We start from the raw sequence: 22,331 nt of genomic DNA, 5'->3' as shown, positions 1-22,331 counted from the left end.
TTTGCGAGATAGCTGCGGGATTATTTACCCGGCAGCTTATCGTCGACACCTTCAACGTAGAAGTTCATGCCGAGCAGGGTGCCGTCATCGGCCTTCTCGCCGGCCTTCAGCCAGGGCGTTCCGTCCTGCTTGTTGATCGGTCCGGTGAAGGGATGCAGTTCGCCTGATTTGATCTTGGCTTCGGTTTCCTCGGCCATCTTCTTCACGTCATCGGGCATGTTGGTATAGGGCGCCATCTTCAGGATGCCGTCCTTCAGGCCGTCCCAGCTCTGCTCGGACTTCCAGGTGCCATCCAGAAGAGCATGAACGCGCTTGGAGTAGTAGGCCCCCCAAGTGTCAACGATTGCCGTCAGCTGAGCCTTCGGGCCTGCTGCGATCATGTCGGACGCCTGGCCGAAGGCGTGGATGCCGCGTTCTTCGGCAACCTGCATCGGCGCGGTCGTGTCGGTGTGCTGCGTCAAGACGTCGACGCCCTGGTCGACCATTGCTTTGGCGGCGTCGGCTTCCTTGCCGGGGTCGAACCAGGTGTTGACCCAGATGACCTTCAGCTTGAAGCTCGGATCGACCGACTTGGCGCCCTGCTCGAAGGAGTTGATGCCCATGACGACTTCGGGAATCGGGAAGGAGGCGATATAGGCTGCCCCGTGATTCTTCGAGGTTTTCGCGGCGATCTGGCCGAGGATGTAGCGGCCTTCATAGAAGCGCGAATTATAGGTCGCGAGGTTAGGGCCGGTCTTGTAACCGGTGCCATGTTCGAACTTGACCTTCGGGAACTTGGCGGCGACCTTCACCGTCGCATCCATAAAGCCGAAGGACGTCGTGAAGATCAGCTTGCAGCCGGAACGGGCAAGGCGCTCGATGGCGCGCTCGGCATCCGGGCCTTCCGGCACGTTTTCGAGATAAGGCGTATCGATCTTGTCGCCGAACTCGGCCTGGACCTGCTGGCGGCCGAGATCGTGGGCCTGCGAATAACCGCCGTCGGTATGCGAACCGACATAGACGAAGCAGACCTTCGTCTTGTCCGCGGCGTGAGCGGCGGATGAGATGCCGATCACGGCGGCAGCCGAGGCGGCAAGTGTGAATGCTAACTTCTTCATGGGAACCCCTGTTGGTTTGAAGTTATTGCGGAAACCCGTTTTTGTTGTTGCTTTATCGCTCCGGAACGAAGGCTTTTCCGAGCGACGCGGGCGTATTGATCAACGTCGTGCGGCGATTATGGGAAATGATGATGAGAACCACAATAGTCGCGGCGTAGGGCAGCATCGAAAGAAACTGCGAGGGAATGCCGAGACCGAAGGCCTGCGCGTGAAGCTGCAGGATGGTGACTGCGCCGAAGAGATAACCGCCGGCAAAGACCCGCCACGGCCGCCAGGAGGCGAAGACCACCAGGGCCAGCGTGATCCAGCCGCGGCCGGCCGACATGTTCTCGGCCCATTGCGGGGTGTAGACGAGCGAAAGCTGCGCGCCGGCAAGACCGGCGCAGGCACCGCCGAACATCACCGCCAGATATCGCGTGCGGATGACATGAATGCCGAGCGCGTGAGCCGAACCGTGATTATCGCCGATCGCCCTGAGCTTCAGCCCGGTCCGGCTGCGAAACAGAAACCAGCTGACGCCGACCACGAGCGCGATCGACAGGTAGAAGATCAGGTCCTGCCTGAAGAGAACATGGCCAACGACCGGAAGATCCGACAGGACCGGAATGACGATCTCTCCCAGCCGGATGCCGGGCATGCCGACATAGGCTTCGCCAAGCATGCCTGAGGCGCCGAGGCCGAGAAGGGTGAGCGCCAGACCGGTCGCCACCTGGTTCGCCACCAGGGTCAGCGTCAGGAAGGCAAACAGAAGAGAGAAAAGCGCGCCTGCCGCAATGCCGCAGACGATGCCGACATAGGGCGAGCCCGAGATCTGCGCGCCGGCAAAGGCGGCAACAGCGCCCATGATCATCATGCCCTCGACACCGAGATTGAGAACGCCGGAACGCTCGGCCACGAGTTCACCGAGTGCGGCGATGACGAGCGGCGTCGAGGCGGTGATGACAGTCAGCAGAATCGCTTCGAAGATGCTCATGCCACCCTGCCCCTTAGCCGCGACCAGACAATGCGGATTTTGTAATAGATCAGCGTATCGCAGGAGAGCACGAAGAAGAGCAGCAGGCCCTGGAAGACGCGGGTGACCTTGTCGGAAACGCCGAGCGAAAGCTGGGCCGCTTCGCCGCCGAGATAGGTCAGCGCCAGCACCAGGCCTGATGCGATGATGCCGAGCGGATTGAGGCGGCCGAGGAAGGCGACGATGATGGCGGTGAAGCCGTAGCCCGGCGAGATCGCCGGCTGCAAATGGCCAATCGAGCCCGAGACCTCGGCTATCCCGGCAAGGCCGGCAAGAGCGCCCGAGAAGAGAAAGCTGAACCAGATCATCTTCTTCGACGAGAAGCCGGCAAAGCGCCCTGCCCGCTCCGATTGGCCGAGCACGACGATCTCGAAGCCTTTCAGCGTATAGCGCAGCATGAACCAGACGCCGAATGCGGCGACAATGGCGAAGATGAAGGCCCAATGGGCGCGGCCGGACTCTTCCCATATCGCCGGCAGCACGGCCTCCGGTGCGAAATCATGGGAAACCGGAAAGTTGAAGCCCTTCGGATCGCGCCAGGCGCCGCGGATCAGCCAGTCGAGGAAGAGCTGGGCGATATAGACAAGCATCAGGGACGTCAGGATCTCGTTGGTGTTGAAATGCGCCTTCAGCAGCGCCGGAATGGCGGCAAAAAGCGCACCGCCAAGCGCGCCCAATATCAGCATCAGCGGCAGCACGAGCGGCGAATGCCAGTCGTAGAAGACAATCGGCAGATAGGAGCCGGTGATGGCACCGATGGTGAACTGGCCTTCGGCGCCGATATTCCAGTTGTTCGAGCGATAACAGACGGCCAGGCCGACGGCGATCAGGATCAGGGGCGCGGCCTTGATCGCCAGTTCGTGCAGCGACCAGACCTCGAGCAGCGGCTCGACGAAGAAGGCGTCGAGTGCGGCGATCGGGTCCTTGCCGAGCATGGCGAACATGATGGCGCCGAACACCAGCGTCAGGACAAGGGCCAAGAGCGGCGAGACGAAGGCGAAGAGTTTCGAGACGTCGGGACGTTTTTCGAGTTCAATGCGCATGGGGCGCCTCCGGAGCAGAGCCGCTCTCGTGCAGGCCGCCCATCAGCAGGCCGATCCTTTCCCGTGTCAGTTCGCCCGCCGGGAACGGGCGGGAAAGGCGGCCTTCGCAGATGACGGCAATATCGGTCGCCACCTCGAAGATCTCGTCGAGATCCTGGCTGATGACGACGACGGCCGAACCAGCTCTTGCGAGATCGACGAGCGCCTGGCGGATGCGGCTTGCCGCCCCGGCATCGACGCCCCAGGTCGGCTGGTTGACGACGAGCACCGCCGGCTGGCGGTCGAGCTCGCGGCCGACGATGAACTTCTGCAGGTTGCCGCCTGATAAGGAGCCGGCGGCCGGGTCATCGCCGCTCTTGCGGACATCCATCGCCTCGGAAATGCGTCTTGCGGCGGATTTCACCGCAGCGTGGCGGATGATGCCGAGCAGGCCCAGAAACGCCTTGCGGTCCGACTGGCTGCGGGCAAGGACGAGATTGTCCGACAGTTTCATGGCGGAGACGGCGGCATGGCCATGGCGCTCCTCCGGCACGAAGCCGGCGCCGAGAAGACGGCGGGCGGTAATACCCTGATTGCCCACGTGCTTCTTGCGGATGACGATCGCCTCGGCCGAGGCGACGGGATATTCGCCTGACAGTGCGTCGAAAAGCTCGCTCTGCCCGTTGCCCGCGACACCTGATATGGCGAGGATCTCGCCGGAGCGCACCGCCATCGACACATCACGCAGGGGCATGGCGAAGGGGGTGCGCGGCGCGACGGAAAGGTTGGCGACGGCAAGCTGCACCTCGCCTTTGTCGCTGCGCTCCGGATGCGTGACGGTCGCCACCTCGCTGCCGACCATCATGCGAGCGAGCGAAGCCGGCGTTTCCCGCTTCGGATCGCAGGCGCCGGTCACGCGGCCATGGCGCAGCACGGTGGCGCGATCGCAGATACGCTGCACTTCTTCCAAGCGGTGGCTGATATAAAGAACCGAACGCCCCTCGGCGCGCAGCTTGAACAGCGTCTCGAACAGCTTGTCGGCCTCCTGCGGCGTCAGCACCGAGGTCGGCTCGTCGAGGATGATGAGCTTCGGGTTCTGCAGCAGCGCACGGACGATCTCGATACGCTGGCGCTCGCCGACCGAGAGATCGGCGACATGGGCATGCGGATCGAGAGGCAGGCCGTAGGCGACCGACAGCGCTCTCGCCTCCTCGGCGATTTTGTCGATCGGGATGGCGTCATCGAGCGACAGGGCGATGTTTTCGGCAACCGTCAGCGCCTCAAACAGCGAGAAATGCTGGAAGACCATGCCGATGCCGAGCTTGCGGGCTTCCCCAGGCGATGTGATCGCCACCGGCTGGCCCTGCCAGAGGATATGCCCGTCCGTCGGCTCGAGAACGCCGAACAGCATCTTCACCAGGGTGGATTTGCCCGCACCATTTTCGCCGAGAAGCGCATGAATTTCGCCCGGCGCGATATCGAGATCGATTTCATTGCAGGCAGCAAAGCCACCGAAGAACTTCGTCAGCTTCTGAACCGATAATAACGCACCGGAATCCGGCACATTCAATGGCGACACGTTCCCCTCATTTCTTCTGCCAACCGGTCCGTTCGGATCTCATGGAATCAGCAGCGTCGTTCCTGTTGTTTTTCTTGTTTCCAGATCCGCGTGAGCCTGCCCAACGTCACGCAGCGGATAGGTTTGATTGATATTGATACGCACTTTGTTGCTTTGCACAATATCAAATAGCGCTTTCGCACTGTCGATCAGCTCCCTGCGCGCGGCGATGTAGGTGAAGAGTGTCGGCCGCGTCGCAAAGAGCGAACCCCTCTGCGCCAACATCGCCAAGGTGAAATTCTCGATCGGGCCGGAGGATTGGCCGAAGGAGGCAAAAAGGCCGCGCGGCTTCAGACAATCGAGCGACTGTGGAAAAGTATCCCGGCCGATCGAATCGTAGACGACATCGACGCCCTTGCCGCCGGTGATCTCACGAACACGGTCGACGAAGCTGTCGCTCTTGTAGTTGATCACATGGTCGTAGCCATGGGCGAGCGCCAGCTCGATCTTGTCTTCAGAGCCTGCCGTGCCGATGACGGTGGCGCCGAGCGCCTTTGCCCACTGGCCGGCGATCAAGCCGACCCCGCCGGCAGCCGCATGGAACAGCAGCACCGTCTCAGGGCCGACCTTGAAGGTGCGGTTCAAGAGATATTCGGTGGTCATGCCCTTCAGCATCATCGCCGCCGCCGTTTTAAGTTCTATGCCGTCCGGCACATGCACCAGATGACGCGCCTCGATATTGCGTTCAGCGCTATAGGCACCGTCGGCGCCGGCATAGGCGACACGGTCGCCAACCTTGAAATCCTCGACGCCGGGGCCGACCGACGTCACGGTGCCGGCGCCCTCCTTGCCGGTGACGAAGGGCAGATGCGGGGTCTTGTAGGTGCCGTTGCGGAAATAGACGTCGATGAAATTAAGCCCGACCGCCGCCTGTCTGATCTGCACTTCGCCCGCCGACGGCGGGGGAAGGTCGATCTCGACATAGTCGAAAACCTCCGGCCCGCCCGTCTTCGAAAATGAAACAGCCTGCGTTTTGGTCATCTTGCCTGTCCTATGCTTCGCGTCCAAGGGCGGGGAAGAATTGCAGCACCGCGCCGATGACGTAAAGATAGGCTCCGGTCACGATAAAGAGAATGAGCGCCCATTCGGGCGTGTCGAAATGCATCAGCAGCGAAAAAATGCCGAGCGCAGACCACAGGAAAAAGACGCCAAGATTGAGCGGGCGCAGCCTTTTGACCCGGACTGGGTGAAGGAAATTGATCGGCAGGAAGGTCAGCACCACCGAGACGATGACAACAGTGAGCGCCGTCGTGGCGCTGGCATCGATGACGAACAGCGTGAAGACGATCATGTTCCAGACGACGGGGAAACCGGAGAAGAAATACTCATCCGTCTTCATGCCAATATCGGCATAGTAGATGGCGCTGGAGACGACGATCATGCCGGCGGCGACGAAGGACCAGGGCTCGCCGATCATGCCGCTCTGATAGAGCGCGAAGGCCGGCAGAAGCACATAGGTGACGTAATCGATGATATTGTCGAGCGTATCGCCCGACCAGTTCGGCAGCACTTCCTTGACACGCACCTTGCGGGCGATCGGCCCATCTATGCCGTCGACGAGAAGGGCGAGACCCAGCCACCAGAACATGTCGATGAAGCGGTGCTCGGCGGCGGCAACGACGCCGAGAAAGGCAAGGAAGGAGCCGGAGGCCGTCAGAATATGGACGGAAAAGGCGCGCATCTCCGCATAAGGAACACGCTTGTAGTTGAAAATCTTCATATTCCCCGACCGCCCTATCGCGCTCGCCCCGGCAAGCATCTTTTTTTCACCACCATCGCCGGACCCTGTTGCTGAATCGGGTTCGACGTCGTAGGTGTTTGTTGTCGCATCATTTTTGCCGAAAACCGGCATCCGTTTCCGGCGTGCTGCTCTAATATGCATCCTTTGCCGGGCTTCGCCAGCGGGAAATACGACATTCTCCGCCCGCCTCCGGTCGGCCATTGAATCCTGACCATGACATGCATATTTCCCTTTAGAAGCGTCGCGTGGAATGGAATGCCTTTAATTCCGGCCGGATTTGTAATATCTCGCTCGCATTCGAAAGTTCATCCGACGAAACGGGATCCGCTACCGAAATGAACGCGCCTGCAAAGACCGAAGACTTCGCCTCGTCCATCCCCGCCGGCGTCTATGCCGAGACGGTGCTCGATGTCACGCACTATACCGACCGGCTCTTCCGCTTCACGATGACCCGGCCGCAGGGCTTCCGTTTCCGTTCCGGCGAATTCGCGATGATCGGCCTGATGGTCGAGGGCAAGCCGGTGTTCCGCGCCTATTCGATCGCCAGCCCCGCCTGGGCCGAAGAGCTTGAATTCTTCTCGATCAAGGTGCCGGACGGTCCGCTCACCTCCCATCTGCAGGCGATCAAGCCGGGCGACCAGGTGCTGATGCGCAAGAAGCCGACGGGCACGCTGGTGCTCGATGCGCTGACGCCCGGCCGTCGTCTCTACATGTTCTCGACGGGAACGGGCATTGCGCCTTTCGCCAGCCTGATCCGCGATCCCGAGACCTATGAGAAGTTCGAGGAAGTGATCCTCACCCATACGACGCGTGATGTCGCCGAACTGAAATACGGCTTCGACCTCGTGCATGAGATCCAGAATGACGAGTTGCTGAAGGAAGTCGTCGGCGACAAGCTGCGCCACTATGCGACCGTCACGCGCGAGGATTTCGAATATCGCGGCCGCATCACCGATCTGATCTCTTCCGGCAAGCTGTTCACCGATCTCGGCGTGCCGCCGCTCGACCCGGCGATCGACCGCGGCATGATCTGCGGCTCCTCGGCCATGCTGAAGGACACCAAGGAACTGCTCGAGAAGGCCGGCCTCAATGAAGGCGCCAACAGCAAGCCCGCCGAATTCGTCATCGAGCGCGCTTTCGTCGGCTAAAGCATTTCTAACAATCTGATCTGTCAACGGCTCCGGAAACGGAGCCGTTTCTACGCGTGGCTGAGATAATCGATCAGCAGCGCCGTGGTAGCGCGCGCCTCATCCGGCCTGCCCTGATGGATGGCGCGAATGACGGCGACATGCAGCGCGATGGCACGATCCATGCGCTCCGGGTTTGCCTTGGAGTACCAGAGGCGACGCGAATGCGTCTGCACCGGGCCGAGCGCTGCCGTGATGAAGCCGTTCGGGCAGGCATCTTCGAGGACTTCGTCGAAGGCCTTGTCGGCGGCAAAGAAGCCGGCGAGATCGGCGCTGACAGCGCATTCCTCCATCGCGCGGGCGCAGTCGAGGAGGCGCGCGCGCTGCTCGTCGCTCGCATGTTCGGCGACGAGTCTTGCCGCGATCGGCTCCAACTCGCGGCGCACCTGCATGACACTGCGATGATCCTCAGGCGCGATCTCGGCCACCTGCAGGCCGACGCGCGGCTTGACCAGGATCAGCCCCTGCCAAGCGAGCTTTTGGATCGCCTCGCGCACCGGCGTACGCCCATGGCCCGCCATATCGATCAGCTGCTTCTCAGTGACCAGCGCGCCGGGCTTCAACGCCAGCGTCACGATCAGATGCTCCAGCGCCAGATAGGCAAGATGGCTCTGTGACGTCTGCATGCAAACAACCGCTCCCCCACTGATATATCAAATCCTGGCATGCTGGAAACCGCACGGCAAGCCGTACTGATAAATGAATGGAGGGTCTCAAGATTGAGTGCTCCGAGGAAGGGGAGTTCTTCGTGGCAGCGCGGATCGGCGGTCCGCGCCATTGAATCTCGAACAGAATTTGACCCCTTGTCACCTTACGGTTGTCATGCGCCTGGCGAAATGCTTCGATGCTCCTCATGAACCGGTTTCATGGAGCTCGCAATGTCTCCCGACAACGTTGACCTTAATCTCCTGCGTCTTGGATGTGCTGATGCGGGAGAGGAGCGTTACGCGCGCTGCCGATCAATTGGGCCGGACCCAATCCGCGGTCAGTCACTCGCTCTCGAAGTTGCGCATCATATTTAAGGACGAGCTGTTCACACGCGACGGCGGATTGATGAGGCCCACGCCTCGCGCATTGGAGCTTATCGGGGACCTATCTGACTCTCTCGGAAAAATTCGCAGTTTGATTGGGCGGTATAATGTCTTCGACCCTGCAACGACAGAACGAAAGTTTCGCGTGGGGCTCACTGACTATCATGCGATGATCTTCATCCCAGGCCTTATTCGAGAATTCTCCAGACAGGCGCCATATGCGACCCTGAATGTCATACCCGCCAACCGGGCTGAAGCTGAAAGCGCAGACTACTTCCGCCAAGTCGACTGCACTTTGACGGGCGCGAGTCTGAAGGACGACCCCAACCTGACTAAAACCGAGCTCGGACAGGACAGAATCCTGTGCGCTGTTTGGAGTGGTAGCCAGATCGCCAGGTCTCCATTAGGTTTGGAGCAGTATCTTTCGGCATCTCACCTTCAAATTTCCGCCGATGGTCTATCTGAGGGTTTGGCAGATGGTGCACTTAAAGAGCGTGGGCTTAGGCGAAAGGTCGTCGCAACCATTTCAAACTACTTAGTGATGCCGTTGGCGCTCAGGGGGACGGACCTGATCACGCATTGTGGCGACGGCATTTTTCAGATTCTCGACGAAGCAAACGAGATTACACTTCTCTCGCCGCCCATACCCATTCCTTCCGTCAGCGCAAGTCTCGTGGTTCACCGGCAGATGGCTGCCGATCAGGGAATCCTTTGGTTGCGTCGCCTTATAACTGAACTGTATCACGCGGCTCAAATCAGCAAAAATGAAGCCATATTGGCAACCAACGTAATCGCGTGACGAGGAATGCCAACTAGGCGGTCAGTCTTGACGCATTTCATCCGGGTTACAGTGCTCTGATATTGTATGAATTTCATTCATAAATTGGATGTCGACAATCAATTTGACAGATTGGCCTTCAGCCAGTCACCCTCTTTGGCAGAATTCAAAAAAGGGGATCCTTCAATGCGAAATTTAATCGCCGGTATTCTCGGCGCGGCAATTGCCGCTTCTGCATATCCCGTTTGGGCGGGAACCTTGGACGATGTCAAAGCAAAGGGCTTCCTCACATGCGGAACGAATCCGGCAACGGCGGGTTTCAGCATTCCTGACAACGATGGGAAGTGGACAGGCTTCGTCGTCGACTACTGCCGCGCCGTGGCCGCTGGCGTTCTCGGCGATGCAACGAAGGTCAAGTTTATCCCGCTCAACGCCAAGGACCGGTTTACCGCGCTCCAATCCGGCGAGATCGACATCCTGGCTCATAATGCGACGTGGACGTCCTCGCGAGACACTTCCCTCGGCATCATCTTCGCTGGCACTTATTTTTATGATGGCCAGGGCTTCATGGTTCGCAAGTCGGAGAATATTCAGTCCGCCAAGGGTCTGGACGGCGCATCAATTTGCGTCTCGCAGGGGACTACCGCCGAATTGAATCTGGCCGACTATTTCCGCATCAACGGCATGACCTATAGTGCCGTCGGTTTTGCTGATGAAGAGGCTGTCATCAAGGCTTATGAGGAAGGACGTTGTGACGTTTTCTCCGCAGACACTTCGAGCCTGAACGCTGCGCGTATCCGTATGACGAAGCCCGACGAGAACGTCGTGCTCCCGGAAATCATTTCGAAGGAGCCGCTGGGGCCCGCCGTCCGCCAAGGTGACGACCAGTGGCTGAACATCGCCAAGTGGACTCTCAATGTCATGCTCGCCGCAGAAGAGTTCGGCATCACCTCGAAAAACGTCGACGAGATGAAAAATTCCGCCGATCCGAATATTCGCCGCCTCTTGGGCGTCGAAGGAAGCTTCGGCAAAGACGTCGGGCTCAGAGAGACCTGGTCTCAGGACATCATCAAGCAGGTTGGCAATTATTCCGACGTTTTCGAGCGTTCGATCGTCAAGGAATCTCCCTTGAAGATAGAACGTGGTGTGAATGCGCTCTGGAATGCCGGCGGCCTTCAATACGCACCTCCCATCCGTTGATACGAGGCCGCCAGGAGAATCGGCGGCCTCTTCCTAGTTGGGAGGAACCAATGGTTGACATTTCTCTGCCTATGCATGTGCGTAGCACCTTCTCTATCTATGACAAAAAGCTTCGCGGGATCGTCTATCAAGCTGCTTTGGCTGTAAGCTTGGCTGTGGTGCTCGCGGCGGTTACAACCCAAACTGTTTCGAACATGAAACGGCGCGGCATTCCTCTTAGCTTCGACTTCTGGAAACAGACTGCAGGCTTCCAGATCAATCAGACGCTGATCCCCTACGACACCCTGTCCACCTATGGACAGGCATTTTGGGTTGGCGTGGCAAACACACTCCTGGTCAGCGTAGTGGGAATCGTACTTGCCACAATCATTGGTTTCCTGATCGGCATTTCACGCCTTTCCAAAAACTGGATAGCAGCCAAGGTCGCGACCTCCTATGTCGAAGTCATTCGAAATATCCCGCTGCTGCTTCAGCTTCTGTTCTGGTACAACGCAGTCTTGAAGCCGCTGCCTGCGCCAAAGGCATCGATCTCCCTTCCCGGGGGAATCTACCTCAACAATCGCGGGATCATAATGCCCACGGTTGAGCTTCAGGCGGGCGCCGGCTGGGTAGGTGTGGCAATCGTCGCCGGGGTGGCTGTCGCGATTGCGTTCGGAGCCTACGCGCTGACGTTCCAGAAGCGAACAGGCAAGCAGCTTCCGGTCCTCCTTGTCACGATACTCGCTCTCGTCGGGCCGCCACTGCTTGCTTGTGTAGCCGTGGGCAGCCCCTGGACCTTCACCTATCCGGAGCTGAGGGGTTTCAACTTCCGTGGGGGCCAGCAGATCTACCCTGAGTTCGCGGCCCTGCTCATCGGCCTTTCTGTCTACACGGCGTCATTTATCGCGGAAATCGTTCGCGGTGGCATTCAAGCTGTTTCCAAAGGACAGACAGAAGCGGCCCACGCGCTCGGTCTCCCACAGGGCAAAACATTGCGACTGATTGTCATCCCGCAGGCTTTGCGGATCATCATCCCGCCTTTGACCAGTCAATATCTGAACTTGATCAAAAACTCGTCGCTTGCCGTCTTCATTGGTTATCCCGATCTCGTTCAGGTCTTTGCCGGCTCCGTACTCAACCAAACGGGGGCGGCGGTGCAGGTGATGGCCATAACGCTCGGGGTCTATCTCGTCATCTCCTTGAGCACATCGGCCGCCATGAACGGCTTCAACCAACGTTTTGCGCTCGTGGAGCGATAAGATGAATGAAACTCTTCATGTGCCGGCTGCATATCGATATGAATACATTCCTGCTGTCGCTCCGCCGCCCGGAATCCAGCCCGGCCCTATGACTTGGGCGCAGAAGAACCTGTTCTCCAGTCCCTTCTCATGCCTTTTAACCGTGTGTTTCACCGGGCTGGCGGTTTGGCTCGTTTGGCAATTCCTGAGCTTTGCCTTGATAAATGCCGTGTGGAGCGGTGACAGCGAAACCTGCCGTGCCAATCCAGACGGCGCATGCTGGTCGTTTGTCGCCGCTAAACTGAACTATCTACGGTACGGCGCATATCCGGCAACCGAGCGCTGGCGGGTCGACGTAACGCAGCTGATTGGTGCTGCCTTGGTCGGGTGGCTCCTATGGCGGAGCGCCCCATGTCGCAACATCGCAGCACTGCTGTTCTTCGGAATTTATCCCATTGTGGCGTTTGCGCTGCTTCGTGGTGTGGAAACGATTGGTCTGCCGGTCATAGACACAACGCTATGGGGCGGAATGATGATCACGCTCTTGATGTCCGTTGTAGGGATCGTGTTTTCGCTGCCGCTTGGGATCATCCTCGCACTCGGCAGACGTTCTGAGCTTCCAATCGTCAAGGCCGTCTGTGTCTTCTATATCGAGATTGTCCGAGGCGTACCCTTTATCACCGTGCTCTTCATGGCGAACTTCATGATGCCTCTGTTTGTGCCTGAGGCACTAACGCCCGATAGACTCTTGCGCCCAATGATTGGCACTGCCCTCTTCTCGGCGGCTTACATGGCGGAAGTAATTCGTGCCGGGCTGCAGGCTATCCCCAACGGCCAATATGAAGGGGCTCAGGCCCTGGGCGTCGGGTACTTCACGAGCATGAGGCTCGTCATCCTGCCTCAAGCGCTCGCGATCGTCATTCCCGGCATTGTTTCGACGTTCATTGGACTTTTCAAGGACACGACGCTCGTCGCGATCGTCGGCATAGCAGACTTTCTGCGAGCAGTCGAAACCGCCCGTATCGATCCGAACTGGGCGGGACCGACTATCTCGTCAACCGGTTATCTTTTTGCGGCGGTTATCTACTGGATCTTCTGTTTCGGGATGTCTCGCTATTCCATGTCCGTGGAAAGTCATCTCGCGCGCGCTCACAAATCATAGGAAGTGCGGATGTTGAACAATCCGAAGTAAACGCGCTGGCGACATCACAGCCGCCGCCGGGCAGTTCCTGCGACAAATCCTGAGGTGATTGTCCCGCTCTTTCAATGCGCGGCTTGCGCACACAAATACTAGGACTCAAACGATGACACAGTCCCATGCACCGGCGACCAGGAAACTGGGCGCCGAGGAGACGAATTTTGACGTTGTTCATGACCGCAGCCAATTCGGTTCGGCGAAATGGGCCAATCAGTGGGACGAATTCTCTCCCCGCGTCCAGGGCGACGGATTGATATCGCTCTGGACGGCCGACATGGATTTTCGTGCGCCGGAACCGGTGATTGCACGCCTGCGCGAGGCCGTTGATCACGGCATCTATGGCTATACCAAGCGCGATCCGCACCATTACGAAATCATAAAGTCCTGGTTCAAGCGCCGCCACGGCTGGGATGTGGATGTCGAGACGCTGCTTCCTGCTCCGGCAATCATGCCCTCCGTCGCAGCTATCTTGCGGACCTTTACCCAAGCCGGTGACGGCGTCATCGTCCAGGCACCAGTCTATTCTCCATATTTCCAAGTCGTCCGCGAGAATGGCAGGAAGCTCCTGATCAACCGCCTGAGACTTGCGAACGGTGCCTACGAGCTCGATCTGGAGGATTTCGAACGGCAAGCTGCGAACGGCGCCCGCGCGTTTTTATTGTGCAATCCGCACAACCCTGCCGGAAAGGCCTGGACACGTGAGGAGCTGAAGAGCCTTGACGCCATATGTGAGCACTACGGCATCCTGGTCATCTCCGACGACATTCACTGCGACATTCGACTAAGCGATCGTCCTCATATCGTATTCTCCTCTCTCGGTGACGCCGCGGCGGCAAAATCCTTCATCTGCACAGCACCGACCAAGACATTTAATTTGGCCGGTGTACCTGCGGCTACAGTTTCCGTCGCTGACCGGAAACGTCGCGAGGAGCTGTTCCAGGTCATGCAAGCATCGTTCATGCTGAACGCTCATTATTTCGGACGGCTGGCTCTTGAAGTCGCATATAGCTCGGGCGATCAATGGCTCGACAGCCTTACACCTTATGTTCGCGAGAACGTCGATCTCGTCTCGGGCGTAGCGGGCAACAATCTTCCGGGTATCACACCGATGCGACCCGACGCGTCATATCTGGTCTGGCTCGACGCGCGAGAGTTGGACGAAAAGGTGGAAGGAATCCATCGATTCTTCGTCGAACGGGCCGGGGTCAACCTCTACGATGGGCGCGTCTATGGGCCGGGTGGAGAAGGATTCATCCGCCTAAACGTCGGTTGTCCGCGCTCAGTCCTCAAGGAAGCGCTCGGGCGCATGGCACGCGCCCTCGCAGCGCTATAGCGCTTGCGGCGTCTCTTACTCGTGCCGCAGCGCCTCGATGGGGTTCAACTGCGCTGCCCTTCTCGCCGGGAAATAGCCGAAGATCATGCCGATCGCCGCGGAGAAGAGGAAGGCGACGGCGACCATCAGGGGGCTGAAGACGAAGGGTACTTTCAGCAGCGTCACGGCGCCAAAGCCGAGGCTCAAGCCAAGCACGATGCCGGTGATGCCGCCGAAGAGTGATAGCGCCACCGCTTCCACCAGGAACTGGGTCAGCACCTGGTTTTCGAGCGCGCCGATCGCCAGCCGGATGCCGATTTCGCGGGTGCGCTCAGTGACGGAGACCAGCATGATGTTCATGATGCCGATGCCGCCGACGAGCAGGCTGATCGCAGCGACGGCGCCAAGCAGGCCGGTCAGCAGCGTCGTCGTGCCGGTCATCGCCTCGGCGATCTGGGTCATGTCGTTGACGTTGAAATCGTCTTGGCGGCCGGGCACGATCTTGCGGCGCTCGCGCAGGAGATTTTCGACATCGGACTGCACCTTGGCTGTGGAGACGCCGTCGCGCGCCGAGATGATGATCTGCGGCACGTTGCTGTTACCGCTGATGCGCCGCTGGAACACCTTGACCGGCATGATGACGACATCGTCCTGATCGTTGCCCATGCCGGACTGGCCGCGCTTGGCAAGCACGCCGATGACGGGGCACGAGACCTTGCCGACGCGGATCTGCTGGCCGGTGGGGTCGGCGCTGCCGAAGAGCTGCGAGCGCACCGTTTCGCCAATGATGCAGCGCGCCTGGCCGCGTTCCTCGGCAGGGGTGAAATTGCGTCCAAGCGCCAGGTTCCAATCCTGCGCGATGAAATAATCATTGGTGGTGCCGGAGACGCTTGTCGAATGGTTCTGGCCGCCGAAAATCACAGTCGCGGTGGACTGGTTGAGCGGTGCCACCGCCCTCAGACCGGTGATCTGGTCGCGGATCGCCGCGACGTCCTTGATGCTGAAGCGCTTGGCCTCGGAACTCGCCCGGCCGGGGCCGAACTGGCCGGGACGGACGAACAGCATGTTGGTGCCGAGCCGCGACAGCTCGGTCGAGACTTGCGCGGTCGTGCCGTTGCCAATCGTCACCAGCGCGATGACGGCGGCAACGCCGATGACGACGCCGAGCACGGTCAGGAACGAGCGCAGCATGTTGCGGCTGATGGCGCGCAGCGCCAGCTTCAGCGTCTCAAAGAACATGATCCGACCTCCTCCGATGCTCGACCTCAGTCTCCAGCTTGCCGTCGACGAAACGCAGAAGCCGCTGCGCATAAGCGGCAATATCTGGCTCGTGGGTGACCATGACGATGGTGATGCCTTGCTCGCGGTTCAGCCGTGTCATCAGATCCATGATTTCGACGCTGGTCTTCGTGTCGAGATTGCCGGTGGGCTCGTCGGCAAGCAGCAAGGCCGGCTCGGTGACGATGGCGCGGGCGATGGCGACGCGCTGCTGCTGGCCGCCTGACAGTTCCTGCGTCTTGTGATGTTCGCGACCGGACAGCCCGACCAGCGCCAGGGCTTCGCGGGCCCTTTCGCGCCGCTCGCGCACCGCCATGCCGCGATAGATCAGCGGCAGTTCGACATTCTCGACGGCCGAGGTGCGCGACAGGAGGTTGAAGCCTTGGAAGACGAAGCCGAGCATGTGGCGGCGCAGCAGCGTCAGCTGGCTGCGGTCGAAGCCGCTGGTCGGAATGCCCTCGAAGATATAGTCGCCGGCGCTCGGCACGTCGAGACAGCCGAGAATGTTCATCGCCGTCGACTTGCCGGAGCCTGATGGGCCCATGATCGCGACGAATTCATGGGCGTTGATCGCGAGATCGACGTGGTCGAGCGCGCGGATCGCCGCCTCGCCCTCGCCATAGACTTTCGAGACCTGTCTGAATTCGATGAGCGGCGGGCTTGCCATCCGTCTCTCCGCCTAGTTCGCACGCGCCGTGGCGTCGATCACCAAAGCGTCGTCTTGCTTGATGTCGCCGGAGACGACCTGAGTGAACTGGCCGTCGGATGAAGCGACCTGGATGACAACAGGCACCGGGCGGCCGTTGCGCAGCACCCAGACGCGGCGCTGCGTGCCCGTCAGCGCCGAACCGGCATTGTTGTTCCGCTGGCGTGGCGGGCCGAAGATACCGAAAATGCCGCGGCTGCGCCTTTCCGCCTGCGCAGGCGCATAGCGCAGCGCGGCGTTCGGCACCATCAGAGTATCCTTGACGGCCTCGACGGTGACATCGGCCGTCGCCGTCATGCCGGGGCGCAGCAGCAGATCGGCATTGTCGACCGACAGGACCGCCTTATAGGTCACGACATTGTTGACCACTTCGGAGGCGAAGCGGATCTGCTCGATCTCGGCGGGAAATGTCCGGTCGGGATAGGCGTCGACCGTGAACTTCGCCTTCTGGCCGACGGCGATCTGGCCGACATCGGCCTCGTCGACATCCACCTGCAGCTCCATCTTCTTCAGGTCGCCGGCGATGGTGAAAAGGATCGGTGCCGAAAGCGAGGCTGCGACCGTGGCGCCCGGATTGACGGAGCGGGTGAGGATGACGCCGTCGATCGGCGAGATGATCTTCGCCTTGGCGAGATTGACTTCGGCGAGCTGCAGATCGGCTTCCGAGGCGAGGACCTCGGCCTCATTGATCTGTTTGGCGGCGACGGCGGAATCATATTTGTAGCTGGCATCATCAAGGCTCTGCTGGGTGGAGACGTTGCTCCTGACCAGGCTCTTCAACCGCTCGAGCGAGGTGCTTGCCGATTGCATATCGGCATCGGCCTTGACGACGTTCGCCTTGGCCGAATTGAGCTTGGCGCGCGAGCTCTTCACATCGGCCTCGAGCTTGTTGGTATCGAGAAGGGCGAGCACTTCGCCTGACTTGACCGTGCTGTTGTAATCGACGTTGACGTCGCGGACCGTGCCCGACAGCTCGCTCGATATATCCACCTGCTCGGTCGGCTGCACGGAACCGGTGGCGGTGACAAGCACCGTCAGATCGCCGCGTCTTGCCGGCTGGGTAGCATAACTTACTTCGCTTTGCCCACGGCCCACATAGAAATAGGCAGCAACTGCTGCGGCAGCGATGAGGATCAGCACGATGATCAGGCGTCCGCGCCAGCGGCTGCGCCTGCCCTGCCGTCCCGATGCAGCCAGGACCGCGGCGAGATCGGAGGCTGCGCCTGTCTTTGCTCCGGTTTCGCTGCCGCTTACGATTTTGTTCATGTCGTCCTCAATTCGTCAGTGGCCGCTTGCGGCCTCTGCGGCAAAATAATCATAGCGCAGATGAACCGGCGATTAGCGTTGCCGCCGAACTGGCACGGAATTGCAGATGGGTGAAATGAAATATTGGTAAGGAAAGTCAAGTTTCGGTGCGTTTGATCTCGATGGCGACGCGCTTTAGCGCCCGTCAGTTCGCATCCTCGGCAAATTGGCCCGCGCCGGGCAAGGGATGCAGCCACAGTTCGCGCCGCTTGATCCAGACTTCATAGCCAGGCGCAAGATCCGTCGGCGGGCTGTCAAGCGAGCCCAGACGGACTTCCGCCTCGTCATCCCTAAGGCAGAAAAGCCTGCTGCCGCAGACGGGGCAGAAGCTGCGGCCGGAGAAAGTGGCGACCTCGCCGCTGTGGGAGAAAGCCTGGCGCGGCCAGACCGCGAAGAAGGTGAACGCGGAGCCGCTCGATTTGCGGCAATCGGCGCAGTGGCAAAGGCCCGTGCGAAGCGGTTCGCCTTCCACCCTGTAGGCCACCGCCCCGCAAAGGCAGCTTCCGGTTCGGATCTTCATGTCGGACCGTCAGGCGTCGAGATTGGTCGGCAGGCCCGGCGGGCGCCGCTTTGCCGCCATCAACAGGTCGAGTTCGGTAGCCGACGGGCCGAACTTGTCGTAGAGGCGCCTTGCCTCCTTGTCATCCAACCGGTATTTCCTGGCAAATTCGCCGATGCTGTAGGGGCGGCCACGCAACACTCTTCGCGCCGGGGTCGCCGTATTCGGTGCGTCGGTCATGGTTTTCTCCTTTCGTCACGTCCCTTTTAAGGTAGAGCGAGCTGTCGGTTTGAAAAGAGCCGGCGAGCCGCATCGAAGCTTCCGGCGCGGGTGGATGCGGTTGTTTTCCTGGAACCTTTTCGCCGATATGCGCATTTCAGATCGAGGTTGCGGGCCGCGCCAAGCGGACGCGGCGGTGCTGGAGAATATCGGGATTTTTCCGCTTTCTCCCGATGGCCAACGAAATGGCAGGCGAGCTCCCTGCCCGCCCGGCCTGCTTCCTCGCTCCTCGGCTCGAGCTGCGATCACGAAATGTTAAAATGCGGAACGCATGTACCGGAGCGAGGTTGTCCACCCGAGGTCGACGTGGCCTCAGTTCAAAATCCAAGGAGAAACCAAATGGCAAACCAAGGTGGAACCCACGAACAGCACGTCAAGGCTGGACAGCAGAGTCACAAGAATGACTCCAATACCCGCAGCGCCTCTTCAAGCGGCCGCGACGCGCAGTCCAGCGGAACCCGCGGCGGCAGCCATGAGCAGCATGTAAAGGCTGGTCAACAAAGCCATAAGAACAGCCAATAATGTTGTGCTGATATGAAATTCGGCCCGCGCTGCGGCGCGGGCCTTTGTTTGTCCGGCTCATTGTTCCACGCATGTCGTTATCGCATAACCGCTGCACACTTTTGCGCGCCATGCTTTAGGACAAACGCCTGCCGTCCTCGCCGAAGAGGTGGAGTACCTCGGGGTCGAGATGCAGCGGCAGGCTGTCGCCCAATTTCATCCGCTGCTGGCCGGCAAAGACCGCAATCAGCTTTTTCCCGCCTGCATCGGCGTGGACGACGGTCTCCGAGCCTAGTTCCTCGACAAGAGTGACGCTTGTATCCAGCCGGCTTGCTGAGGCCGCATCGGCAAGGGTGATATGTTGCGGCCGGATGCCGATGCTGACCCTTTCGCCCGCCGGGCGTGCCTCCTTGGCAATGACGGAAAGGCGATGGCCGCCGACAGTTTCGACCTCGGCGAAACCGTCCTCGTGACCGACAACCGCGCCTTCGAGGAAATTCATGTGCGGCGCGCCAATGAAGCCGGCGACGAAGCGGTTGGCCGGCCTATTGTACAGTTCCAGCGGTGTTCCTATCTGCTCGATCCTGCCGCTTCTCAAGACGACGATGCGGTCGGCCAGCGTCATTGCCTCGACCTGATCATGGGTGACGTAGATCATCGTCGCCTTCAGGCGGGCGTGAAGGGCGGCCAGTTCGGCCCGCATGCTGACCCTGAGTTCGGCGTCGAGATTGGACAACGGCTCGTCGAGCAGGAAGGCATCCGGCCGCCGGACGATGGCACGGCCGATGGCGACGCGCTGGCGCTGGCCGCCGGAGAGCTGGCCCGGGCGGCGCTGCAGGAAAGGCTCGATCTCCAGCATGCGCGCGGCGTCGGTAATGCGCGCTTCGATCTCGGCCTTGGCCACCTTGGTGTTTTCGAGACCGAAGGCGAGGTTTTCCCTGACGCTCATATGCGGATAGAGCGCATAGGACTGGAAGACCATGGCCAAGCCGCGATCGGCGGCGCTGATAGCGGTAACATCCTTGCCGTCGATGGCGATGCTGCCGCCTGTGGGCTTGTCGAGGCCGGCGATCAGGCGCAGCAGCGTCGATTTCCCGCAACCGGAGGGGCCGACGAAAGCGACGAACTCGCCGTCGTTGACCTGAAGCGAGACATCGCGAATGACCTCGACGGCGCCGAAATTCTTGACGATGTTCCTGAGCTCGAGCCCGCTCATGCACTCTCCTGTTTCATATGGAAGCTGGCCTCTTTCAAATTATAGCTGGCCTATTTGAGCCCCGAGCCGGCAATGCCGGTGGTGATGAAGCGCTGCAGGAAGACGAAAATCAGCACGACCGGGATCATCGAGACGACGGTCATGGCGAGGATATAGTGCCATTGCACGTTGAGTTCGCCGGCATAGACGTTGAGGCCGACCTGCAGCGTATAGAGTTCCTTGCGCGAGAGCACGATCAGCGGCCAGAGGAAGTCGTTCCAGCGCCAGACCACCGAGAAGATCGCCAGCACGGCGAGAGCCGGCGCCGACAGCGGCAGGATGATGCGCCAGTAGATCTGCCATTCGCTGGCCTTGTCCATGCGCGCAGCGTCGAGCAATTCGTCGGGGATCGTCAGCATGTATTGCCTGAGCAGGAAGACGCCCGTCGGGGTGGCGACGGTCGGCAGGATGACGCCCCAGAGGCTGTCGAAGAGGTTCAACGTGCCGATGACGGAATAGAGCGGTACGACGATGACCGAGAGCGGCACCATCAGCGTTGCCAGGATCATCAGCATGACGGCGGTGCGGCCGGGGAACTGGTATTTCGACAGCGCGAAGGCGGCCATGGAATTGACGAGCAGCGTAATCGCCGTCGCCATGACGGTGACGAAGACGGAGTTGCGTAGGAACAGGAAGAAATCGAAGCGCTGGAAAGGTTCGGTGTAGTTGCCGCCGGCGAATTCGACCTCACGGACCGGCGTGCGGTCCTTGATATTGACCTTGACGATTTCACCCGGCTGTTTCGGATCGACCATCTGCCCCATGATGCCGATGCGGCGCACTTCGGCGAGCACACGCGTGCTGCCATCCGGCATTGCGACATTATAGAGCGGCAACGGCTTGTCGTAGCCCGGCACCACCGCCTGTTCGGTGACGTAGGGCAGGAAGGACGGCGGGAACTCGGCAAGGGCGGCCGGCGTCTTGAAGGAAGAGAAGACCAGCCAAACGGCGGGCCCGAACATCAGGAAGACGCCTGAGACCAGCCAGATCCAGGTGACGACATCGGTCCAATGCCAGCCTCGGCCGCGGCGGCGGAGCAGAAATGCAGAGACAGCGCTCATTGGCGTGCTCCCTTCTTCTCGTTGCGGCTACTGACGCCGAGCTGAACCAGCGTCAGGATGACGAGCACGATGCCCATCAGGATCGAGGCGGCAGAAGCCAGTCCCGGATTGCGCAGCGAACTCGCAAAGCCGGTCTCGTAGATATATTGGGTGATGTACATGGTGCTGGTGCCCGGCCCGCCGCCGGTCAACACGAAGACCTCGTCGAAGATCTGCACGGCGCGGATCAGCGCCAGCACCAGGACGACGATGAGGTTCGGCATCAGCAGCGGCAGGGTGATCCGCCGGAAGATGCGGGTGGGGCTCGCCTTGTCCATTGCCGCCGCTTCGTAGAGGTCCCGCGGGATTGCCTGCAGGCCGGCGAGCAGGATCAGCGCATAAAAACCCATATGCGCCCAGACCGAGACGAAGACGGCGAAGAAGAAGGCCCAGAAACGATCGCTGAGCCAGGAGATGGGTTCGAAGCCGAAGGGGCTCAACGCATAGTTCAACAGGCCCTCGCGCTGCAGGATCCATTTCCAGATCAGGCCGACGACGACGGGCGACAGCAGCACCGGGAAGAAGAAGACGGCGCGCCAGAAGCCGCGATTGGAAAGCTCGCGGTTGAGAATCAAAGCTGTGGCGAGCGCCGCAATCAGCATCGCTGTCACCTGGAAAACGACGAAGACGGCGGTGTTGCGCACGGCCGCCCAGAAAGTGTCGGCCGCGCAGGTCGAGGGATCGAGATACGAACGGCAATCGAAGAGAATGCGGTACTGGTCGGCGCCGACATAGGTCCTGTTCGGCAGGAAGATGGCGCTGCCGCCCGTCGTCGAATAGATGAAGTTGATGACCAGCGGCAAGAGCACGAAAACAGAAAAGATCAGCATGTTGGGCGCCAAAAAGACGCCCGCCATGCCATTCAGCCCCGTCAGCTTCTGCCAGGCGCGCATGGGAATGTCGATGAGCCCCATGACAAGCCGGACAGACGCCGAGAGTGCCTGCTGTAGACCGGTTTTCACCGGTGGTTCGGAAGAAACCGTCTTCGCCGTCAT

General features: G+C 60.2%; 22 protein-coding genes. 7 read left to right on the top strand and 15 right to left on the bottom strand.

Annotated features, from left to right (window positions below):
- Nucleotides 1-20 precede the first annotated feature (20 nt).
- From N2600_RS10250 to pcsA, 6 genes are read right to left on the bottom strand one after another with little or no spacing between them, the layout of a single operon-like run.
- Nucleotides 21-1,097, bottom strand: coding sequence for a BMP family ABC transporter substrate-binding protein (locus N2600_RS10250; protein WP_170262549.1), 1,077 nt, complete (start codon nucleotides 1,095-1,097; stop codon nucleotides 21-23).
- Nucleotides 1,098-1,149: 52 nt separating this feature from the next.
- Entirely contained in the window at nucleotides 1,150-2,070 is a 921-nt protein-coding gene (locus N2600_RS10245; RefSeq protein ID WP_017964260.1) for an ABC transporter permease, read from the bottom strand.
- Nucleotides 2,067-3,152 carry an ABC transporter permease gene (locus tag N2600_RS10240; RefSeq protein ID WP_260110816.1) on the bottom strand — a complete coding sequence of 362 codons (1,086 nt, stop codon included), beginning with the start codon at nucleotides 3,150-3,152 and terminating at the stop codon, nucleotides 2,067-2,069. Before N2600_RS10240 ends, N2600_RS10245 begins: the two co-directional genes overlap by 4 nt.
- Entirely contained in the window at nucleotides 3,142-4,710 is a 1,569-nt protein-coding gene (locus N2600_RS10235) for an ABC transporter ATP-binding protein (RefSeq protein WP_260110815.1), read from the bottom strand. Before N2600_RS10235 ends, N2600_RS10240 begins: the two co-directional genes overlap by 11 nt.
- Before the next feature lie 39 nt (nucleotides 4,711-4,749).
- The gene (locus tag N2600_RS10230; protein ID WP_222383932.1) at nucleotides 4,750-5,730 is read right to left on the bottom strand and encodes a quinone oxidoreductase family protein; all 981 of its coding nucleotides are present in this window, start codon (nucleotides 5,728-5,730) and stop codon (nucleotides 4,750-4,752) included.
- A 10-nt stretch (nucleotides 5,731-5,740) separates the two neighbouring features.
- Complete coding sequence (pcsA, locus tag N2600_RS10225) at nucleotides 5,741-6,469, bottom strand: phosphatidylcholine synthase (RefSeq protein WP_222383931.1); 729 nt, start codon at nucleotides 6,467-6,469, stop codon at nucleotides 5,741-5,743.
- A gap of 356 nt (nucleotides 6,470-6,825) precedes the next feature.
- Between pcsA and N2600_RS10220 the strand changes: the two genes are divergently transcribed.
- Entirely contained in the window at nucleotides 6,826-7,638 is an 813-nt protein-coding gene (locus N2600_RS10220) for a ferredoxin--NADP reductase (protein ID WP_017964255.1), read from the top strand.
- A 50-nt stretch (nucleotides 7,639-7,688) separates the two neighbouring features.
- Here N2600_RS10220 and N2600_RS10215 read toward each other — a convergent pair whose 3' ends face one another.
- Nucleotides 7,689-8,303, bottom strand: coding sequence for a GntR family transcriptional regulator (locus N2600_RS10215; RefSeq protein ID WP_260298690.1), 615 nt, complete (start codon nucleotides 8,301-8,303; stop codon nucleotides 7,689-7,691).
- 301 nt (nucleotides 8,304-8,604) lie between these two features.
- On the opposite strand from N2600_RS10215, the gene N2600_RS10210 reads away from it, so the two are divergent.
- From N2600_RS10210 to N2600_RS10190, 5 genes are all read left to right on the top strand, one after another.
- Nucleotides 8,605-9,507 (top strand): LysR family transcriptional regulator, encoded by a 903-nt coding sequence (locus N2600_RS10210; protein WP_260298689.1) that lies wholly within the window; start codon nucleotides 8,605-8,607, stop codon nucleotides 9,505-9,507.
- Between the two features lie 165 nt (nucleotides 9,508-9,672).
- Nucleotides 9,673-10,686 (top strand): amino acid ABC transporter substrate-binding protein, encoded by a 1,014-nt coding sequence (locus N2600_RS10205; protein ID WP_260298895.1) that lies wholly within the window; start codon nucleotides 9,673-9,675, stop codon nucleotides 10,684-10,686.
- A 50-nt stretch (nucleotides 10,687-10,736) separates the two neighbouring features.
- Nucleotides 10,737-11,924 carry an amino acid ABC transporter permease gene (locus N2600_RS10200; protein ID WP_017964251.1) on the top strand — a complete coding sequence of 396 codons (1,188 nt, stop codon included), beginning with the start codon at nucleotides 10,737-10,739 and terminating at the stop codon, nucleotides 11,922-11,924.
- A gap of 1 nt (nucleotide 11,925) precedes the next feature.
- The gene (locus tag N2600_RS10195; RefSeq protein ID WP_026154142.1) at nucleotides 11,926-13,065 is read left to right on the top strand and encodes an amino acid ABC transporter permease; all 1,140 of its coding nucleotides are present in this window, start codon (nucleotides 11,926-11,928) and stop codon (nucleotides 13,063-13,065) included.
- Nucleotides 13,066-13,207: 142 nt separating this feature from the next.
- Nucleotides 13,208-14,434, top strand: coding sequence for a MalY/PatB family protein (locus N2600_RS10190; protein ID WP_017964249.1), 1,227 nt, complete (start codon nucleotides 13,208-13,210; stop codon nucleotides 14,432-14,434).
- A 15-nt stretch (nucleotides 14,435-14,449) separates the two neighbouring features.
- Here the strand turns inward: N2600_RS10190 and N2600_RS10185 are convergent, their stop codons facing one another.
- The 5 genes from N2600_RS10185 to N2600_RS10165 all read right to left on the bottom strand — a co-directional run bounded on the left by N2600_RS10185 (nucleotide 14,450) and on the right by N2600_RS10165 (nucleotide 18,441).
- On the bottom strand, nucleotides 14,450-15,652 hold the full coding sequence (locus tag N2600_RS10185) for an ABC transporter permease (protein ID WP_017964248.1): 1,203 nt from the start codon (nucleotides 15,650-15,652) through the stop codon (nucleotides 14,450-14,452).
- Complete coding sequence (locus N2600_RS10180; protein WP_017964247.1) at nucleotides 15,642-16,358, bottom strand: ABC transporter ATP-binding protein; 717 nt, start codon at nucleotides 16,356-16,358, stop codon at nucleotides 15,642-15,644. Before N2600_RS10180 ends, N2600_RS10185 begins: the two co-directional genes overlap by 11 nt.
- A gap of 12 nt (nucleotides 16,359-16,370) precedes the next feature.
- Nucleotides 16,371-17,663, bottom strand: coding sequence for an efflux RND transporter periplasmic adaptor subunit (locus N2600_RS10175; RefSeq protein ID WP_017964246.1), 1,293 nt, complete (start codon nucleotides 17,661-17,663; stop codon nucleotides 16,371-16,373).
- A 184-nt stretch (nucleotides 17,664-17,847) separates the two neighbouring features.
- Entirely contained in the window at nucleotides 17,848-18,222 is a 375-nt protein-coding gene (locus N2600_RS10170; RefSeq protein ID WP_017964245.1) for a GFA family protein, read from the bottom strand.
- A 9-nt stretch (nucleotides 18,223-18,231) separates the two neighbouring features.
- Entirely contained in the window at nucleotides 18,232-18,441 is a 210-nt protein-coding gene (locus N2600_RS10165; RefSeq protein WP_017964244.1) for a hypothetical protein, read from the bottom strand.
- A gap of 378 nt (nucleotides 18,442-18,819) precedes the next feature.
- Between N2600_RS10165 and N2600_RS10160 the strand changes: the two genes are divergently transcribed.
- Nucleotides 18,820-19,002 (top strand): hypothetical protein, encoded by a 183-nt coding sequence (locus tag N2600_RS10160; RefSeq protein WP_017964243.1) that lies wholly within the window; start codon nucleotides 18,820-18,822, stop codon nucleotides 19,000-19,002.
- Nucleotides 19,003-19,117: 115 nt separating this feature from the next.
- Here the strand turns inward: N2600_RS10160 and N2600_RS10155 are convergent, their stop codons facing one another.
- The 3 genes from N2600_RS10155 to N2600_RS10145 are packed head-to-tail and all read right to left on the bottom strand — an operon-like array spanning nucleotide 19,118 to nucleotide 22,331.
- Entirely contained in the window at nucleotides 19,118-20,197 is a 1,080-nt protein-coding gene (locus N2600_RS10155; RefSeq protein ID WP_017964242.1) for an ABC transporter ATP-binding protein, read from the bottom strand.
- Between the two features lie 50 nt (nucleotides 20,198-20,247).
- On the bottom strand, nucleotides 20,248-21,297 hold the full coding sequence (locus N2600_RS10150; RefSeq protein WP_017964241.1) for a carbohydrate ABC transporter permease: 1,050 nt from the start codon (nucleotides 21,295-21,297) through the stop codon (nucleotides 20,248-20,250).
- Entirely contained in the window at nucleotides 21,294-22,331 is a 1,038-nt protein-coding gene (locus tag N2600_RS10145) for a carbohydrate ABC transporter permease (protein ID WP_017964240.1), read from the bottom strand. The genes N2600_RS10150 and N2600_RS10145 overlap by 4 nt, the downstream gene beginning before the upstream one ends.

Source organism: Rhizobium sp. WSM1274, assembly GCF_025200775.1.
Classification (GTDB): Bacteria; Pseudomonadota; Alphaproteobacteria; order Rhizobiales; family Rhizobiaceae; genus Rhizobium; species Rhizobium leguminosarum_I.
This window is presented reverse-complemented; position numbering and strand designations above follow the sequence as displayed.

Excerpts from the sequence above, each read along its gene's own strand:
- N2600_RS10200 (WP_017964251.1), top strand. The coding sequence starts at position 10,737 with ATGGTTGACATTTCTCTGCCTATGCATGTGCGTAGCACCTTCTCTATC.
- N2600_RS10215 (WP_260298690.1), bottom strand. The coding sequence starts at position 8,303 with ATGCAGACGTCACAGAGCCATCTTGCCTATCTGGCGCTGGAGCATCTG.
- N2600_RS10170 (WP_017964245.1), bottom strand. The coding sequence starts at position 18,222 with ATGAAGATCCGAACCGGAAGCTGCCTTTGCGGGGCGGTGGCCTACAGG.
- N2600_RS10150 (WP_017964241.1), bottom strand. The coding sequence starts at position 21,297 with ATGAGCGCTGTCTCTGCATTTCTGCTCCGCCGCCGCGGCCGAGGCTGG.
- N2600_RS10195 (WP_026154142.1), top strand. The coding sequence starts at position 11,926 with ATGAATGAAACTCTTCATGTGCCGGCTGCATATCGATATGAATACATT.
- N2600_RS10180 (WP_017964247.1), bottom strand. The coding sequence starts at position 16,358 with ATGGCAAGCCCGCCGCTCATCGAATTCAGACAGGTCTCGAAAGTCTAT.
- N2600_RS10230 (WP_222383932.1), bottom strand. The coding sequence starts at position 5,730 with ATGACCAAAACGCAGGCTGTTTCATTTTCGAAGACGGGCGGGCCGGAG.
- N2600_RS10205 (WP_260298895.1), top strand. The coding sequence starts at position 9,673 with ATGCGAAATTTAATCGCCGGTATTCTCGGCGCGGCAATTGCCGCTTCT.
- pcsA (WP_222383931.1), bottom strand. The coding sequence starts at position 6,469 with ATGAAGATTTTCAACTACAAGCGTGTTCCTTATGCGGAGATGCGCGCC.
- N2600_RS10165 (WP_017964244.1), bottom strand. The coding sequence starts at position 18,441 with ATGACCGACGCACCGAATACGGCGACCCCGGCGCGAAGAGTGTTGCGT.
- N2600_RS10220 (WP_017964255.1), top strand. The coding sequence starts at position 6,826 with ATGAACGCGCCTGCAAAGACCGAAGACTTCGCCTCGTCCATCCCCGCC.
- N2600_RS10240 (WP_260110816.1), bottom strand. The coding sequence starts at position 3,152 with ATGCGCATTGAACTCGAAAAACGTCCCGACGTCTCGAAACTCTTCGCC.
- N2600_RS10145 (WP_017964240.1), bottom strand. The coding sequence starts at position 22,331 with ATGACGGCGAAGACGGTTTCTTCCGAACCACCGGTGAAAACCGGTCTA.
- N2600_RS10210 (WP_260298689.1), top strand. The coding sequence starts at position 8,605 with ATGCGGGAGAGGAGCGTTACGCGCGCTGCCGATCAATTGGGCCGGACC.
- N2600_RS10185 (WP_017964248.1), bottom strand. The coding sequence starts at position 15,652 with ATGTTCTTTGAGACGCTGAAGCTGGCGCTGCGCGCCATCAGCCGCAAC.
- N2600_RS10155 (WP_017964242.1), bottom strand. The coding sequence starts at position 20,197 with ATGAGCGGGCTCGAGCTCAGGAACATCGTCAAGAATTTCGGCGCCGTC.
- N2600_RS10190 (WP_017964249.1), top strand. The coding sequence starts at position 13,208 with ATGACACAGTCCCATGCACCGGCGACCAGGAAACTGGGCGCCGAGGAG.
- N2600_RS10245 (WP_017964260.1), bottom strand. The coding sequence starts at position 2,070 with ATGAGCATCTTCGAAGCGATTCTGCTGACTGTCATCACCGCCTCGACG.
- N2600_RS10175 (WP_017964246.1), bottom strand. The coding sequence starts at position 17,663 with ATGAACAAAATCGTAAGCGGCAGCGAAACCGGAGCAAAGACAGGCGCA.
- N2600_RS10250 (WP_170262549.1), bottom strand. The coding sequence starts at position 1,097 with ATGAAGAAGTTAGCATTCACACTTGCCGCCTCGGCTGCCGCCGTGATC.
- N2600_RS10160 (WP_017964243.1), top strand. The coding sequence starts at position 18,820 with ATGGCAAACCAAGGTGGAACCCACGAACAGCACGTCAAGGCTGGACAG.